At 62.0% G+C, this 15,926-nt stretch carries 15 protein-coding genes; 9 read left to right on the top strand and 6 right to left on the bottom strand.

The annotated features are described in order from the left end of the window. Positions 1–179: 179 nt before the first annotated feature. The gene (locus tag AC57B6_RS19245; RefSeq protein ID WP_496421906.1) at positions 180–1,409 is read right to left on the bottom strand and encodes a DUF2252 domain-containing protein; all 1,230 of its coding nucleotides are present in this window, start codon (positions 1,407–1,409) and stop codon (positions 180–182) included. 475 nt (positions 1,410–1,884) lie between these two features. Between AC57B6_RS19245 and AC57B6_RS19240 the strand changes: the two genes are divergently transcribed. The 3 genes from AC57B6_RS19240 (at position 1,885) to AC57B6_RS19230 (ending at position 6,194) form a co-directional block, all read left to right on the top strand. Then, the gene (locus AC57B6_RS19240; protein WP_496421905.1) at positions 1,885–4,566 is read left to right on the top strand and encodes a response regulator; all 2,682 of its coding nucleotides are present in this window, start codon (positions 1,885–1,887) and stop codon (positions 4,564–4,566) included. A gap of 32 nt (positions 4,567–4,598) precedes the next feature. After that, complete coding sequence (locus AC57B6_RS19235) at positions 4,599–5,519, top strand: DUF72 domain-containing protein (protein ID WP_496421904.1); 921 nt, start codon at positions 4,599–4,601, stop codon at positions 5,517–5,519. 243 nt (positions 5,520–5,762) lie between these two features. Beyond that, positions 5,763–6,194 carry a hypothetical protein gene (locus tag AC57B6_RS19230; RefSeq protein WP_406868661.1) on the top strand — a complete coding sequence of 144 codons (432 nt, stop codon included), beginning with the start codon at positions 5,763–5,765 and terminating at the stop codon, positions 6,192–6,194. Positions 6,195–6,425: 231 nt separating this feature from the next. On the opposite strand, the gene AC57B6_RS19225 is transcribed toward AC57B6_RS19230, so the two are convergent. Beyond that, on the bottom strand, positions 6,426–7,616 hold the full coding sequence (locus AC57B6_RS19225; protein WP_496421903.1) for a YncE family protein: 1,191 nt from the start codon (positions 7,614–7,616) through the stop codon (positions 6,426–6,428). A 528-nt stretch (positions 7,617–8,144) separates the two neighbouring features. On the opposite strand from AC57B6_RS19225, the gene AC57B6_RS19220 reads away from it, so the two are divergent. From AC57B6_RS19220 to AC57B6_RS19205, 4 genes are all read left to right on the top strand, one after another. Further along, on the top strand, positions 8,145–8,891 hold the full coding sequence (locus tag AC57B6_RS19220; protein WP_144192541.1) for a GntR family transcriptional regulator: 747 nt from the start codon (positions 8,145–8,147) through the stop codon (positions 8,889–8,891). Beyond that, a complete protein-coding gene (locus tag AC57B6_RS19215) occupies positions 8,888–9,778 on the top strand; it encodes a sulfite exporter TauE/SafE family protein (protein ID WP_496421902.1) in 891 nt (296 codons plus the stop codon). The genes AC57B6_RS19220 and AC57B6_RS19215 overlap by 4 nt, the downstream gene beginning before the upstream one ends. After that, positions 9,775–10,143, top strand: coding sequence for a DUF1634 domain-containing protein (locus tag AC57B6_RS19210; RefSeq protein ID WP_028200241.1), 369 nt, complete (start codon positions 9,775–9,777; stop codon positions 10,141–10,143). Before AC57B6_RS19215 ends, AC57B6_RS19210 begins: the two co-directional genes overlap by 4 nt. Before the next feature lie 191 nt (positions 10,144–10,334). After that, positions 10,335–10,601, top strand: a complete 267-nt coding sequence (locus AC57B6_RS19205; protein ID WP_028200242.1) for a hypothetical protein — start codon at positions 10,335–10,337, stop codon at positions 10,599–10,601. 10 nt (positions 10,602–10,611) lie between these two features. On the opposite strand, the gene AC57B6_RS19200 is transcribed toward AC57B6_RS19205, so the two are convergent. The 3 genes from AC57B6_RS19200 to AC57B6_RS19190 form a co-directional block, all read right to left on the bottom strand. Next, positions 10,612–11,958, bottom strand: a complete 1,347-nt coding sequence (locus AC57B6_RS19200) for an ATP-binding protein (RefSeq protein ID WP_496421901.1) — start codon at positions 11,956–11,958, stop codon at positions 10,612–10,614. After that, entirely contained in the window at positions 11,955–12,668 is a 714-nt protein-coding gene (locus tag AC57B6_RS19195; RefSeq protein ID WP_028200244.1) for a response regulator, read from the bottom strand. Before AC57B6_RS19195 ends, AC57B6_RS19200 begins: the two co-directional genes overlap by 4 nt. A 129-nt stretch (positions 12,669–12,797) precedes the next feature. Continuing rightward, positions 12,798–13,091: an EF-hand domain-containing protein gene (locus AC57B6_RS19190; protein ID WP_028200245.1), complete on the bottom strand. Its 294-nt coding sequence runs from the start codon at positions 13,089–13,091 to the stop codon at positions 12,798–12,800. 443 nt (positions 13,092–13,534) lie between these two features. Here AC57B6_RS19190 and AC57B6_RS19185 point away from each other — a divergent pair, with 443 nt between their 5' ends. Beyond that, entirely contained in the window at positions 13,535–13,840 is a 306-nt protein-coding gene (locus tag AC57B6_RS19185; RefSeq protein WP_496421900.1) for a hypothetical protein, read from the top strand. Positions 13,841–14,350: 510 nt separating this feature from the next. Beyond that, positions 14,351–14,590 (top strand): hypothetical protein, encoded by a 240-nt coding sequence (locus tag AC57B6_RS19180; protein ID WP_030098785.1) that lies wholly within the window; start codon positions 14,351–14,353, stop codon positions 14,588–14,590. Here AC57B6_RS19180 and AC57B6_RS19175 read toward each other — a convergent pair. Next, positions 14,587–15,834 carry an arsenic transporter gene (locus tag AC57B6_RS19175; RefSeq protein WP_183804192.1) on the bottom strand — a complete coding sequence of 416 codons (1,248 nt, stop codon included), beginning with the start codon at positions 15,832–15,834 and terminating at the stop codon, positions 14,587–14,589. The two genes, AC57B6_RS19180 and AC57B6_RS19175, sit on opposite strands and share 4 nt — an antisense overlap. Positions 15,835–15,926: the final 92 nt, after the last annotated feature.

The following is a 15,926-nucleotide window of genomic DNA, read 5'->3' as shown; positions in this document are numbered from 1 at the left end:
CTGGCGGTTTGAGCCGCTTTCTTTTGCCTACTTTTCTTTGCGGCAGGCAAAGAAAAGTAGGTGCCGCCCCGCACAGGGGCAACGCTAATAGACCACTAACAATTCAAGGAAAGGCCAAAAGCCCAACACCAGAACAGCAACAGCAACAGCACCCCCCATCGCCCCGCGAAAAAATCCCCTTATTTCCCCTCATTAGCATACCGCCGGCAATGCTCCAGATACCCCACAGCATGACTACTCACCAACTCTAAAATACTCTTCCAAAGCCACCCCGGCGCATCGAGCGTCTTCGACCGATTCCTCCGCAACTCCGCAAGCCACCCCGCGCGTTCCCCCGCATCCATCTGCCGCGCATGCGCCTTCCCCACCACCAGCGCAAGAAAGCGCGCAACTCTCATCGCCTCATCCTGCGTCAACTGCTCAATCGTCAACTTCATATCCTGCGGCAGCAACTCCCGTATCACAACAGCTCGATCCGATAACCGCGCCGCCCGCATCCGCTCGCCCAGCGATGGCGACAAATGCCGCGCACCCTCCACCACCCGTTCGGCGTTATCCCGCGGCATGCGCACGCCGGGATACCGCGGCGCTGCCGCCTGCGCGGCTTCCTTGATGTCGATCAGGCAAAGGTCGTCACCATCCATCGCGGCACCGTCTATATCCAGCAGCACCGCATACCGCAACCGCCCCAGCGAACTGCATCCCTTCACCCAGTACGCCGCATCGAGCACCTCTACATCCGCGTCGTCGCCACCGCCACGCAAGACCGTCGCAAGCCGCGCCAGCGATCCCTTCTCGAATAACGCCTCGATTTCGCGCCGCTCGCTCTTGGCCAGCGGCCAGAAACGCGAGCCCAGCGGAATGGTCGGCTCGATATCTTCAATCCGCTCCTCCGCCAGATGACGCCACGAACGGCGTACCGCCTCCTTCATCACCACCTTCACCACCTCCGGCTTCTCGGCATGGATATCGGCTTCGCCGGCGCCCTCGTCGAAGGCGCGCTCGTAGCCGTCCGCCAACGCCTCCATCATGTGCACCGTGGTCAGGCCAGGCAGGTCCGAACCGCGCGCGGCCGTCGCCAGCGACAGCCCAAGTCGGATCAGGTCGTGCGCCGGATTGCCGATCACCGTCTGGTCGAGGTCGCGAATCAGGATCTCGACGCGCCCCTCTCCATCGGCGACCGGCCCAAGATTGCCGCTGTGGCAATCGCCGCAGATCCAGATCGCCGGCCCCTCGGGCAAAGTGTGGCTCTCCATCCCGTCGAGCCATTCGTAGAACTTGCTCGTGTTGCCGCGCACATAGGCATGCGCCGAACGCGCCATCTTGGCGTTGCGGCGGGCAGTCAATAACGCCTGCCGTACCTCCGGCTTAGGCAACTTATTGTTTCGTGTGATGTTTTTCTTCGGCATTCTGGCGTCCGCGTTTGTTGAAGTTCGAATCCGGTGTGGCGCTCAACCCGCACCTTGCGCCCATTAGCACAAGCGAACCAGAGCGCGGAGCACGAAACACGCCTGCCCCTTCCCGCCACCCACGCGCATCCGGGACGCGCCCGTCTCGCGCCAATCGAGCAGCAGACGGCCGGTTCAAATCAGTCACATATGCGCTTCTTTTCTGATCCAACGCGCAGACGCCGACCGATTCAGGTAAAACTTGCAAGGCGATTTGCGCCGATTGTTCGGCGAACTCCGCAAAGCCCCTTCTGTTATGCCAACAGGAGACGTTCTAGCCTACAATTATTGCTGCCGCGCAGCCGCTTCGTGGCCGCCTCATCCCCGCGGTACACAGCAGAAGATTCATCCCACCTCCTGCTGAGCATCCACGCGCACCATGCGCGTCGGCAGAGTGGGGACACACTCATTGACGTGAACTCTGTGGAGCGCAGCAATGCCATTCCCGGCACAAGACCACGGCTGCCCCGGCTGGAACGGGGAAATGGCGCGGCGCATTAGCGAATTCGACTGGAGTGCGACCAGCCTCGGCCCCATAAAAGACTGGCCACGCAGTCTCACCGCTGCCGTTCAAATGCTGCTCGCGTCGCCCGTGCCCCTCGTGCTCCTGTGGGGGAAACCGGGCTACATGATCTATAACGACGCCTACGCGATTTTCGCGGGCGGACGGCATCCGTATCTGCTCGGTTGTCCAGTCGAACGCGGCTGGCCGGAAGTGGCCGACTTCAACCGTCATGTGATGGTGACCTGTCTGGCCGGCGGCACCCTGTCGTATCGCGACAAGGAACTGGTTCTGCTGCGCGACGGCAAGCCCGAAGACGTCTGGATGGACCTCTACTACAGCCCGGTCCCCGACGACAGCGGCGCCCCCGCGGGCGTCCTCGCGATGGTCGTCGAAACCACCACGCGCGTACTGACCGAACGCTGGCGGCAACGCGCCGAGGCGGAATTGCGCGAAACCAACGAACGCCTGCAACTCGCACTCAACACCGGCGCCGTGCTCGGCACCTGGGTGCTTGACGTGCGCTCCGGCACCGTCACCGGCGACGAACGTTTCGCGCGCACCTTTTCGTTTCCGCTGGACGAGGCCGCGAAAGGAGTCGAGCATCATGCCGCGACACAAGTAATCCATCCCGATGACCAGTCGCTCAACGAGCAGTTGACGAGCGAAGCGATACGCACCGGCGCGCCATTTCGCGCCGAATACAGGATTCGCCGCCCCGATGGCGACTATATGTGGGTTCAGGCGAACGGCCGGTGCGAGTACAACGAACATGGAGAGCCGACGCGCTTTCCCGGCGTGCTGATCGACATTCACGAGCGCAAGATCGCCGAGCAATCGCTCCGTCAGTTGACCGAAACACTCGAACAACGCGTCGCTGATGAAGTCTCGGCACGCGCGCTCGCCGAAGAGCAGTTGCGCCAGGCCCAGAAAATGGAAGCGATCGGCAGCCTGACAGGCGGCGTCGCGCACGACTTCAACAACGTGCTGCAAGTGATCAACGGCAATCTGCAAATGCTCGCCGCCGATGCGGACTGCAATCCGGCCACCTTGCGGCGCTTGTCCGCCGCAACCGACGCCGTCAAACGCGGTGCGAAACTGGCCGCGCACCTGCTCGCCTTCGCGAGGCGCCAGCCGCTCTCGCCTACCGTGCTGAACCCGCGCCGCCTGCTGGCCGGCATGAGCGAGATGCTGCACCGGGCGCTCGGCGAAACGGTCAAGATCGAAACGGTATTGAGCGACGACCTGTGGAATGTGCAGGTCGATCGCAACCAGCTCGAAAACGCCCTGCTCAATCTCGCGATCAATGCCCGCGATGCAATGCGAGCGGACGGCACACTCACCGTGCGCGCGACGAACCGTGTGCTGGACGCCCAGTTCTGCCGTGGCGAACCGGAACTCTCGCCGGGCGAATACGTGGTGTTCTCAGTGACCGACACGGGCACCGGCATGAAGCCCGAAATCCTCGAGCGCGTGTTTGAACCGTTCTTCACGACCAAGCCCGACGGTCATGGCACCGGCCTGGGCTTGAGCATGGTGTTCGGTTTCGTCAGACAAAGCGGCGGCCATACGATGATCGACAGCGAGCTGGGACGCGGCACCACGGTCTCGCTATTTTTCCCGCGCTGCTGCGAGCCCGAAACTGTCGAAACCGCCGATCAGACTGCGGCGCCGGTGGGCGGCGGCGAAACGATTCTGGTGGTCGAGGACGATGCGGATGTCCGTCTGACCGCCGTCGAAATGCTCGCGCAGCTTGGCTATAAGGTGTTGACTGCATCCAGTGGCGATGCGGCGCTGGAGTTCATCGACAGCGATGTGCCGATCGATCTGCTGTTTACCGACGTCGTGATGCCCGGCCAGGTAAAAAGCGTGGAACTGGCGCAGCGCGCGGCGGCTCGCTCGCCCACGGTGCCAACGCTCTTCACGTCCGGCTATACACGCGACGAAATCGTCCATCACGGCAAGCTCGACGCCGGCATCACGCTGCTCTCCAAACCCTACCGGCGCGACGATCTCGCGCGCAAGGTGCGCGCCGTGCTGAACGCCGGAGTCGTCAGCGTGGGCGATGGACGCATCGCCCCTTGCGTGCCGCGCACGGTGTACGATCCGGCCGGCTCATCCGGCGTATCCGAACCGCGCGAAAGTCCGCATGCGGTTGCCGCTTTGACCGGGAGTTCGCTCGCAGGCGCCACCGCGAGCTCGCCAGTGGATTCCCTGACGAGTTCGGCGGTCCCCCAAGCCGGTACGCCGGCTCGTCTGCTGCTAGTCGAAGACGACGCCGATTCGCGCGACGCGCTCAACGATCTGCTCGGTGCGCTGGGTTTCGACTGCACCGCGGTCGCGAGCGCCGAAGAAGCGCTGCCACTGGTGCCCACGCAGCACTTCGATGTGCTGCTCACGGACCTGACGTTGCCCGGCATGTCCGGCGACAACCTGGCGCGCGCGGTGCTCGGTCAGCAGCCGGACATCCGCGTGTTGCTGGTGTCGGGTTATGGCGAGAATGCCGAGATCGGCGACACCATCCCGGGCGCACGGCTGCTCGGCAAGCCGCTCGATATCTCGCAGTTGCGGCACCAACTCGCCGAGTGGCTCGATCACACGGAGGCGGCCTCCTAGCGGAGTCCTTCGCGCAATCACACGGACCGCCGATGGACATCCGATGCGGCACGGCTGGCTGGACCGACAAGACGCTGATCGCCTGCAAGCGCTTTTATCCGCGCGGCAGCAGCAGCGCGGAAGCAAGGCTGCGTTTTTACGCGTCGCAGTTTCCGCTCGTCGAAGTCGATTCGGCTTACTACGCGTTGCCGTCGGCACCCAATTCCCAGTTGTGGAGCGAGCGCACGCCCGCCGGCTTCACGTTCAATTTCAAATCGTTCCGGCTCTTTACCGGCCATCAGACTTCACCCGACGTCCTGCCCAAAGACATCGCGATGGCGTTGCCGGCGGGCATCACCGGGCCGCGCAAGAAGAACGTCTATTACGGTGATCTCCCCGCCGAGATTCTCGACGAACTATGGCGGCGCTATCGGGAAGCGCTCGAACCGCTGCGCGCGAGCGGTCGTCTCGGCGCGGTGCTATTTCAGTTCGCGCCGTGGATCACCCGCTCGCCGGACGGTCTCGCGCTTGTCGAAACGTGCCGGATGCGCATGGCGGACTATCTGATGGCCGTCGAGTTTCGCAATCAGACCTGGTTCGACGACCAGCACGCGCAATGGACACTCGATTTTCTGCGCGAGCGCGGCCTCGTCCACGTGATCGTCGACGCCCCGCCAGACGTGACGAACCGCGTGCACACCGTATGGGAAGCAACGCATCCCGAACTCGCCATGGTGCGTCTGCACGGCCGCAATACGCAGGCGTGGGGCGCGACGGGCGCGGCAAGCGCCGCCGATCGTTTCGACTACGACTATAACGACGACGAACTGAACGAACTGGCCGCGTCGATCCGCGCAATCGCGACGCGGGCGGGCCGTACTCATGTGATCTTCAATAACTGCTTCGAGGATCAGGGGCAGAGAAACGCGAGGACATTGATGCGTATCCTGGGGGTCGGTCCGATCCCGTCGTGAGCGGTTTCGGCGCGCAGTTGGCCCAACCGGCAACCGGCCCATCAGGGGCATTCGACAAAAGCTCCTGGATTGCTGACAAGCCGGCCGGAGATGGAGTCGGCCAGTCGTCAATTCCATCTGAAGCCATGTTGGGCCAGTTGCCGGGCTTCGACATGCCGACCAGAATCGACGACAATATTCCCCGGAAACAATGGCGAGCCGTGCTCCTTTGTCGGAGACACACCGCTAAACCTGAAAGGCACCATGAGACGACTCTTCGCCGCCGCGCTCGCGGCTGCCACTTTCGCGACTTGCGTTCATGCGCAAAGCAACGCGTCCGGCCCGCTCGGCACGCCCTCGGGCAAACTGCAATTCGTGCGCGCCGATCACGATTTTGCGGCAATGCTCGACCAGCAAATTTTCGATCGGTTTGGCGCGAACACGCTCACGCATTTCGATGACATGGCCGGGAACAATGACACTGTAGAGCGCATGCTCGTGCAGACCGATTCCGGCCCGGTGCTGTACGACTTGCGCGACCGTCCTCCACTTGTGCAGCGCTGTGGCACGCGCATGACGGTCAAGCGCGTGTTCTGGCAAGGCGATGAGGTCGTGATGCAAGGTTCGCAAGGCTGGTTTCGATTCAAACGCGGCGCGCTGACGAAGCTGCAGTCGTCCACGACGACCTATCACTGACGTACTGGCATTGGGGCACGACAGTCAAACGTATGAGGGATTGCCGTAGCGGACTTCGATAGATTTTGAACGTCCGCTACGATGAAGACGGTCACCACCCGCGCCCCATATCCGCAAACCCAGCGGATCGTGGAGCACGGGTGGCGGCGCCCATCGAGCCATCGCGGAAACGTCCCTACGGCAATCGCCTTCCGGTCCGGCCCGCCAGGGCTATGACCCGCATGCGACAGACTAGTGGGTTGAGAACACCGAGATTCCGCCGTTGGGGAAGCTGGCCGCACCGGGCTGGAACGGCACATACACTCGCCCAAGCGTGCTGTCGATAGCAACAGAGTGCGCGCCGGTGCCCACCGGAATCTTGAAGAGCAATTGCCGTGACGTACCATCGATTACGGCCATCTGCGGGCTAAACCCCGATGTCGCGGCGATACCGCTCGTGACGTAATGACGGGCCGGGAGGAAATAGCGATTGGAAGCCGGATCGTAACTGACCTGGTCCACCCCGCCAAATGGCAGGCTCGCTTGAATTGCGCCACTCGTACGGTCGAGAATCAGCGTGATCAGCGGGTCGCCCGCGGGCGGATCGCATCCAACAAGCACGTCATTATTTGGGCCAAGCACGATTCCCGCGGGTCCACATTTCCCTAACGGAAACGACTTGCTGACGGATGGACTTCCCGCTGCCGCAGAACTGGCGGTGATGACATCGAGTTCGCCATCGGGATTGGCAGCAGTCCCATCATTGTTGATCAGAAAACTCTTCGAGGCGTGATCATATGTACACGCTTCGAGCCCCGACGAACCATTGAAAGAAAGCTTCGCCACCGCTGTTTGCGTCAGCGTGGAAATCAACGTGACGAACGGTGGTGAGTCTCCGGGACTTGCGAACATCACAAGATGATCGTCAGGATCGTAGCACCCTTCATCGACACGCGATCCGGAATGACTGATGACGATAGTGTTGACCGTCTTCTGCGCAGCAGTATCGATCACCTTGACTGAGTCGACGTCGCCAACATAGATCGTGTTCGTGCCGGTGACACCTACGATTCCGTCAGGACCGGACTCGTCTGTCGTGGCGCCGGCACCGGTGAACGGCCCTGGAATCTGTGCGATCAACGCGTTTGATCCGGTGTCCACGACATCGACTGCCTTGTTATTGCGGTCGGAAAGAAAGTACTTGCCGGCCTCGACGTAGCCAATGTCGAAACTGAATGGTGGGCTCGAAGCATTGGGTACGGCGATGTTCGTCAACAGCTTTGGCGGCGTCGGCGTGCTGACGTCATTTCCACCTCCGCAGCCGGTCAAGGTGGCCGCCGCGAGCAACATCAAGGTCATCATGCGCTTTTCCATCGATTCGTCTCCTTTCAGTTTATTGGCCTGACCGTCGGTCCGGGGATGGGCGTGAGTACTGAAATCCAACCCGCTCCCGGACGACGACGATCGACGAACAATTTCTTAAGGAATCTTAAGAAATGCTCATCTGAAGATGAAAGCCACGTTTCTCATGAATGCAGCCGCGCAGCGCATGAGTTGTGGCTATAGACTGGCTGTCTGGCTCACACAATGGCGGCGCGACGGAAAATCGGAAAGTAAAACTTATTTATCGTCTGCATTATGTGAACGCTATACCCGTAATGAATCTGAAGCCTCCATGGACCGTCACCTATTTCCATGAAGATTCGGAATCCAAAGATTCATTAGGCGTAGTCAGTGAAATACCTAGGGACGCTCATGGAACGAACCACGCGTCGAGTACCCATGACTGGGCGGCGAGATAGTCGACCATCGCGCGCGGATGTTCACTTGACCCGCGCCCTGGCCTGTACGGATACCTCGGTGTCCAGGCCGGCGAGATTATCTTCGCGCATATCGATCCGCTGCCCCACCCATTGGTGCGCAACCTGTTTTGCCTTGACTTCAAGACATCATGACGTCATGATGTCATACATGAACGCCGACCGAAACAGCCAACTCCCCCTCTACGCGCAGGTCGAAGCAGTGCTTGCCGCGCGGATCGCAGACGGCACCTATCCGCCGGGCACACAATTACCCAATGAGGCGAGCCTGCTGGCCAGTTTCAACATTAGCCGCACCACGCTGCAGAAAACGGTGCAGAACCTGATTACGCGCGGTCTGATCGAAATCCGCCGTGGCAAAGGCACCTTCGTCACCCAGCCGCGCCTCACGCAGCCGCTTACCGAACTGAGCGGTTTTGTCGAGGATATGCGTGCGCACGGCCGCCATCCGAGCGCCCGTCTATTGGCGCGGCAGGTCGAAACCGCCAGCGAGACCGTGGCCGGCAAACTGGCGCTCAAACCGGGTACGCCCGTCGTCCACATTCAGCGCGTGCGCATCGCCGACGGCACGCCGCTTTCGTTCGACGAAACCTGGCTGCCAAAAGACATCGGCGAAAAGATCATCGAAAACGATCTCGAAGCAGAGCCGATCTTCACGCTGCTCGAAGAGAAGTACGGCGTTGCCCTGATCGAAGCGGAATACCGGCTGGAGGCAATCGCCGCGGACGCCGCCGTTGCGCAGGCCCTCGAAGTCGCGACGGGCAGCCCGATTTTCCTGATCGAGCGAACCTCCTACAGCGACGAAAACCGCCCGGTCGATTATGAAAAGCTGTATTACCGGGGCGATCAGATCCAGTTCGTTACCCGCCTCGCCCGGCGCAAGCCGAACCTGCCATGACCGGCGCACAGGCAGCGATGGATCTGGGCTACACGCTGTGGCTCTTCGCGGTGTCGCTCGGGACCAGCGCGCTGGGCGGCGTGCTCGGCATGGCGAGCGGCATTTTTATCGTGCCCATCCTGACCATGTTCGGCCACCTCGACATTCACATCGCCATTGGCGCCAGCATCGTTTCGGTGATCGCCTGCTCGTGCGGAGGCGCCGCACCCTTCCTGCGCGGCCGCTTGACCAATGTCCGGCTTGCCGTGGTTCTGGAAACCGCCACCACGCTCGGCGCGTTGTCCGGCGTCCTGTTGAGTGGGCTCATTCTGGTGCCCGTGCTGTTTTTTATTTTCGCCGTCATTCTGCTGCTCTCCGCCCAGCAAATGCTGGCACGGCGTGCCGATCCGGTTATCAGTCATGGCACTGCCGTGCCGGGCGCGCAGTCGTGGGGCGCTGCGTTGCGCCTGGATTCGAGCTATCCGGACCGCGCGCTCGGACGCGACGTCGACTATCGCGTGCAACGCGTGCCATTGGGCCTGTCCCTTATGTACGGCGCGGGGTTGATTTCGGCGTTGCTCGGCATCGGCAGCGGCGTTCTCAAGATTCCGGCGATGGATACGGCGCTGCGTCTGCCGATCAAGGTCTCGTCCGCCACCTCCAACTTCATGATCGGCGTGACGGCGACAGCCAGCGCCGGCGCTTACTTCCTGCGCGGCGACATCGTGGCGGCAATCGCCGGCCCGGTGGCCTTGGGCTCCGTCGTCGGCGCCGTGCTCGGCGCGCGGGTTCTCACGCGCCTGTCGGGCGACAGGCTGCGTGTGCTCTTTGTCTTGGTACTGGCGGTACTGGCCGTGCAGATGCTGCTCGAAGCATTCGGCGTCCACCTCTTCGGCGCGTCGGCATGAGCGGCGCCGCGTCGACCGGGAGACGGCTCGAACACTGGCTGGCGAGACTCCTGCACTACGGCACATGGGTGGCAACGGGCATCGTTGCCATCGGCCTTGCAATTAGCCTTCTTCGTACCGGCGACGGCAAGCTTGGCAAGCTTGCAAGCGCGCTATCCGGCATGCGAACGCTGCCCGAAATGCTCTCGATATCAGCCGGCATGCATGTTATGACCGCTGGCATCGCGCTTTTTATCCTGTTGCCGATAATGCGGCTTATATTGATGTTAGGGATGTTCCTGCATCAACGCGACTACCGGTTCAGCGCGATTGCCGCCCTGGTGCTGCTGATCGTCGCCGCGGGATTACTGGCCGGCGCGGTTTGATGTGCGCGGCGCGAACGACCCTGGGTATGATGCGAACGCGTGCCGCCCGGCGTGCGATCCGTTGCCGGGCGATGGCACTACGCCGGGCATCGGGTCCCGCATTACGTTTCCTTACCGCGCGTTGTCATCACGTTTCGATTTGAATTTGCAGCCGCGCCTTACACGGCACTTTTCCAGCCACGAGAACCATCATGCCCGCCCAACACGACGAAGTCCCGGCTACCAGCACCGAACCGGGCAACGCAAAGCGCAAGGATCTGTCCGTTACGTCGCGCAACCTTCTGATGGTTGCGATCGGCGTGGTGGTCTTCGCGATCGTGGCAACGGTCGTGCTCTACGGTCCAATCACTTACGGCGACGAGATTCCCAACTTCGGCATCATTCTGATGCTGACCGTGCCGGTTATCGCGGGCGTGGCTTTCCGGGTCGGGCTGGACGCGTGGCTGGACAGGAAATGAGCGGGCCCGATCAGGATGCGCGCGGCAACACGACCCACACTTCCAGGCCACCGCCCTCGCGCGCATGAAACTGCAGGCTGCCGCCGTGCAGCCGTGCAATCCGCTCGACAATCGCAAGCCCCAGCCCGGTACCGCCGCTGTGCGCGCGCGCATTGCGGCCGCGCTGAAACGGCGCTTTCAGTTGTTCCAGTTCCTCCGCCGAAAGCCCTTTGCCGCGATCGCCAACCGCCACATACACGGCCTGGCCTGTGGCCCAGCTTCGTACGGCAAGCCCGCTGCCGCCGTAGACGATCGCGTTCTGCATGAGGTTCATCAGGAGCCGCATCATGCTGATCGGCCGGTACGCGATCGCCGGCAAAACCGCCAGCGAAAGCTCAAATTCATGGCCCAGCCCCGCGAAATCGCCCGCGAGCCGCTCGATCAGTGCATTGAGATCGCCGCGTTCGGCCGCTTCGCGCTCGCCGCTGCCGGCGTAATCCATGAACTGCTGCAAGATCGTTTCGATCTGGTCCAGATAGGACTCCGCTGCGACGACAAAGCTGCTGTCGCTGCCGTCCGGCATCGCCATCGCCATCGAGAGCCGCAGTTTGGTGAGCGGCGTGCGGATGTCGTGTGAGATGCCTGCCAGCATCAGCGCGCGCGTTGCCTCGGCTTGCTGCAGCGTATGCGTCATCTGATTGAATGCGCTGCTTACCGCAGCGATCTCGGTGGGACCGTCGGTCGGCAACGGCTCAGGGGTTTCGCCCGCGCTCACGCGGCGCGCCGCCCGCGTCAACTGCCGCAGCGGCTGGTTCAGATGGCGCTGGATCACGTAGCCGGTCAGCGCCGCCAGCGCACCCAGACCGAGCGACAACAGGATCGCGGCGTCGAGGCCAGCGCCTTGTGCATCCTCCGGAATCGGCAGCGCGATCCAGTACGGCGAATGCGGCGCATCGGCCGGCGCATGCATGCGAATCCACAACCGCTGGCCGCCTTCGGACTGCCAGAGCACCGGCATATCGGCAGGCAGATGCGCGCGCAAGCTGTCGAGAAACACGCTGCGCTGATACGTGCGATAGGCCAGCAACAAACTGGGCGGCGGCTTGACCGACGCCTCGGCGGGCAGTTGCTCACGCGCGTCGAGGCGGCCGGTCAATCCGGCGCGCGCGTTCGGCGGTGTGGCTTGAAGCAGGCTGTCGAGCGTTCTCACGTAGGTGGCGAACACGGCGGCCGCACGCACGACACGCGGCCGCTGCACATAGTGCAGCAGCACACCGAGCGAACACACCTGGCTCAGCATCACCAGGACGATCAGCAAAACGATATTGCGCGCCAGCAGCGTTCTCGGCAGCGCGCGCTGCAGCCACGCGCGGCTCATGAGTCGACGTCCGCGACCAGCATGTAGCCGATGCCCCACACGGTCTTGATGAAGCGCGGCTTCGACGGGTCGTCCTCGACGATCTGCCTGAGCCGCAGCACCTGCACGTCAATGCTGCGATCGAGCGCATCGTGCTCGCGCCCGCGGGCGCGCGCCAGCAGATTGTCCCGGCTCACAGGCCGGTTCGGCGAAGAAGCCAGCGCGACCAGCAGCAGCATCTGCGCCGAATGAATCTCCAGCAACTCGCCCGCGCGCGACAACTCCTGCTTGCCTACGTCGAGACTGAAATCGCCGAAGCGCACACTCTGCGAAGTCACGGTGACGTCGCCCGAAGCCATCTTCTGGCGGCGCAGCAGCGCATTGATCCGCGCCACCAGTTCACGCGGCAGGAACGGTTTGGCGAGGTAGTCGTCAGCGCCGGTTTCGAGGCCCACCACCCGGTCGAGCGGATCGCCCTTGGCGGTCAGCATCAGGATCGGCAGCGTTTGCCCCTGCTCGCGCAGACGGGCGCAGATCTCGAGGCCGTCTTCTTCGCCGATCATCAGATCGAGCACCAGCAGATCGAACGGCTCGCGCTGCAGATAGCGGTCGAGCCGTTTGCTGTCCTCCGCGACCCGCACGTCGAAACCATGGCCACGCAGGAAACGCTGCAACATGTTGCGCAGTTCGACTTCGTCGTCGAGCACGATAATTTTGGCGGGGCGATCCATATGACAGCTCCTCGGTTCAAGCGTCGGGCGGTGCATGGCGCGCCGCGTGCCGTTCTGCCTCGCGCGGCGACAACACGTAGAACGACGGGATAAACAGCCATCCCACGATCCCGCCGATGCCCGCGCCGCTCAGTGCGCTGCCCCGCGTTCCTGCATGAATGCCATGATCTGCGGCAGCGTGATGTAACCCGCTTTCTGCGTGTCGATTTCATCGAAATGCTTCGCGACCATCGGCATGCCTGTGGCGGCCTGTTCTTTCGTGAGCTTGCCGTCGTGCGTGGTGTTGGCATTCGCAAAGCGCGTTTGCAGTTGCTGCACCATGCGTTCCATGCGCTGGGGATTGCCACCTTGCGGTGCGGTTGTTTGAGCAAACGTGACGGTGGATGCGCAGCACAGCAACACAACGGCGATTAACTTCTTCATGACTGATTCCTCGATTAAACCATCGTGCGTCGCCTGCAAACCGCCGCGATCCGTTCGATGACAGAGCGGATTTTTAAGCAAGCGCGACTGGAAGGCAATTTCAGAATCATGTCGCCGTGTTTCATGGTCCGGTTACGTCGGCATAAGGGGCACAGCGCGCGGCCTTCGTGGCACGTTGTGGCACGTCGCGCGCTTCAACCACATGCACGCCTGTCTTCACGACTCCTTTCGCGCGACATGAAATGAAATAAGTTCGCGCTGCCGTTTCGAACGCAGTTTGCGTATCTTTCGTCTGCCGGCGCTACCGGCACCTTATTCACCTTAAGTACCTTAAGCAACCAAAGCGCTCCAGCGGTTCGGATGACATATCAAGCAATCCGAATCAGCCGCCTTTCTTTACCGGCACATGCGCCACGCCGTTCAACACGTCTCAGGAGTATAAAGTGAGTATTCGTCTAGTCTGCGCCTCTACCTTCACCGCCATCGGTCTCGCCTGTTCGTCGACAGCGTTCGCCCGGGTAATCGTCACCGTACCCGCCACCGTCATCTACGCGCCGCCGCCACGCGCCGTCTATTACTACGGCTATGCGCCGGTCAAACCGGTCTATGTGGTGGCGCCCCCACCCGCTCCGATTCCGGTGGCGGTCGCGGCCGGCACGCCGGTGTTGCTGCCCGCGCCGACCCGCTACGCAATCGTGCCCGCGTCCGTCGTTACTTACGCTCAGCCTGTCATGGTGGTGCCGCGTTAGATGGTGCCGAACCGGGGACGCAAACGCGCGCTCCGCGGGTTCGTGTCCGATGTACCGGTTACGGCAATAGCCGTTGAACCAGCATAAGCCATGCTGCCCACAAAGATTCCTGGTGAATTCCCGTTCCCCTGAAGAATGGCCGGCGTGCCGCGCGAAAACACCTTGTCCAGTGTTAAATCGCCACGGCTTACAGACAAAGATGCGAAATGAGCCCGGCTTTTAAGCGTCCGATTAACCATTTCCATGCATTGCGTGATTTAAAACGGACAGAAGACCTGCTCCGTCCAGAAGCCTCCGAGACTGGACGAAGTCAATCCATCAGGGCAATGCAGGACGTTTGAAAGCTCGACATCGCATCAGAACAGAGGGATGCGGTACGGGATTTGCTCAAACGGATTACCAACGCCGAGCGTGTTTAGCATCCGTTAGCCGGATCGGTCTGATCTTTCCAACTTATGGAATTCCGCCCACAACGCTTCGTTGCCCATTCCTCTTCTTCAGGAACGCTTGATGAGCTTCCAACACATAGATAAGGAAATCGCCCATCTCGAACGCGTATTTGGGCTGATCTCCGCTAACGATCGTATCCCGTTGTCCTATTGGCGTCAGCGATTGCTCATGCTTCCAAGAACATCATTGATGCCCGCCCAGCGCGCGCGCCTCGCGCGGCTCGAAGCTGTGCTGCAATCGCTCGAACAGTCCGTGCCGACGCTGGTGGCCAAGCCGCCCTTGCGTCCGACGGGAACCTAGATCAGGATCCGCGCGGCAAGCGCCAGCGCGAGCGCCGGCAGCATCACTACGACCCCGACTTTCAGGAACTTCATGAAACTCACGTCCTCGCCCTCGCGACGAATGGCGTTGAGCCAGAGGATCGTGGCGAGCGAGCCGGTGATCGACAGGTTCGGCCCCAGATCAACGCCAATCAAAAGCGCGTCGATCACCCGCTCCGGACTATGCGCCTGCATCACGGTCGAACTGGCGATCAGGCCGGCCGGCAAATTGTTGATCAGATTGCTGCCGATCGCGATGACGCTGCCCGCCCAAGCGGCCGTCGAGAATTCATTGTGCCGCGTCGCGTCTTGCAGCAGATTGACGAACGTCCTGATGACGCCCGTGTGATCGAGCATTTCGACCAGCACGAATAGGCCGGCGACCAGCGGCAACACGCTCCACGATATCTCCCGGATCATCGGCAGCGGCGATTTGCGCTCCTGGACCAGCACGACCAGCGCGGTCAGCGCGCCGAGTATCGCGGTGGGCAAGCCGAGCGGAACATCGAACGCGGAAACCGTCAGCAACACGACGGCAGTCACCGCGATCCCGCCAAGCGCGACGCGCCCGCTCGACGACAACGCCACTGGCTCCAGATCGGCCTCGCAAGTACCGGCGAGCGCCTCGCGCTGGGTCCAGCGCAACAGCAGATAGGTCGCGACGATCGACAGCAGCGAAGGCAGCGTGAAGCGCAGCAGCCAGGCGCCGAGCGCGGGCGTGTGATTGCCGTACAGCACGATGTTGGCTGGGTTCGAGATCGGCAGCACGAAACTCGCGGCATTCGCGATGAACGCGCACACGAAGAGCAGAGGCAACGGATGCGTCTTCGCTTTTTTGGCGGCGGCAAATACCGCCGGCGTGAGGACGACCGCAGTCGCGTCGTTGGATAGAAACGCGGTAATGACCACGCCGACCAGATAGACCAGCAAAAAGAGCTTTCGCGGCGAACCTTTGGCATGGTTGACCGCGAATACCGCCACCCAGTCGAACAGACCTTCGCGACGCCCGACTTCCGAGAGCAGCATCATGCCGAACAGGAAGAGGTAGACGTCCGTGCCTTTGCCGACCGCCTCGACGGCCAGGTCGACGGGCAGCAGGCCGAGCGACACCAGCAGTAACGCACCGGCGACGGCCCACACGGCCTCGGGCCATTTGAACGGACGGGTAATGACGCCGGCCGTGGCGGCAATGGCAATACCCCAGGATAGGAAGACGGAATTCAATGGACAAGTCCTGGATTCTGATTCTGGATGATCTGGATGGCGCGCGAGCGCGGCCGTGGAGCGCAGCATAACCTATGACCGCAAGACAGCCG

The sequence above is a fragment of the Paraburkholderia sp. BGA-UO-ETr-F12 genome, assembly GCF_059567945.1.
This window is presented reverse-complemented; position numbering and strand designations above follow the sequence as displayed.

What these genes read in the sequence shown, in the direction of transcription:
- AC57B6_RS19230 (WP_406868661.1), top strand. Translation starts at nt 5,763, where the DNA reads ATGAGACGACTCTTCGCCGCCGCGCTCGCGGCTGCCACTTTCGCGACT.
- AC57B6_RS19240 (WP_496421905.1), top strand. Translation starts at nt 1,885, where the DNA reads ATGCCATTCCCGGCACAAGACCACGGCTGCCCCGGCTGGAACGGGGAA.
- AC57B6_RS19205 (WP_028200242.1), top strand. Translation starts at nt 10,335, where the DNA reads ATGCCCGCCCAACACGACGAAGTCCCGGCTACCAGCACCGAACCGGGC.
- AC57B6_RS19220 (WP_144192541.1), top strand. Translation starts at nt 8,145, where the DNA reads ATGAACGCCGACCGAAACAGCCAACTCCCCCTCTACGCGCAGGTCGAA.
- AC57B6_RS19215 (WP_496421902.1), top strand. Translation starts at nt 8,888, where the DNA reads ATGACCGGCGCACAGGCAGCGATGGATCTGGGCTACACGCTGTGGCTC.
- AC57B6_RS19210 (WP_028200241.1), top strand. Translation starts at nt 9,775, where the DNA reads ATGAGCGGCGCCGCGTCGACCGGGAGACGGCTCGAACACTGGCTGGCG.
- AC57B6_RS19245 (WP_496421906.1), bottom strand. Translation starts at nt 1,409, where the DNA reads ATGCCGAAGAAAAACATCACACGAAACAATAAGTTGCCTAAGCCGGAG.
- AC57B6_RS19200 (WP_496421901.1), bottom strand. Translation starts at nt 11,958, where the DNA reads ATGAGCCGCGCGTGGCTGCAGCGCGCGCTGCCGAGAACGCTGCTGGCG.
- AC57B6_RS19180 (WP_030098785.1), top strand. Translation starts at nt 14,351, where the DNA reads ATGAGCTTCCAACACATAGATAAGGAAATCGCCCATCTCGAACGCGTA.
- AC57B6_RS19235 (WP_496421904.1), top strand. Translation starts at nt 4,599, where the DNA reads ATGGACATCCGATGCGGCACGGCTGGCTGGACCGACAAGACGCTGATC.
- AC57B6_RS19190 (WP_028200245.1), bottom strand. Translation starts at nt 13,091, where the DNA reads ATGAAGAAGTTAATCGCCGTTGTGTTGCTGTGCTGCGCATCCACCGTC.
- AC57B6_RS19195 (WP_028200244.1), bottom strand. Translation starts at nt 12,668, where the DNA reads ATGGATCGCCCCGCCAAAATTATCGTGCTCGACGACGAAGTCGAACTG.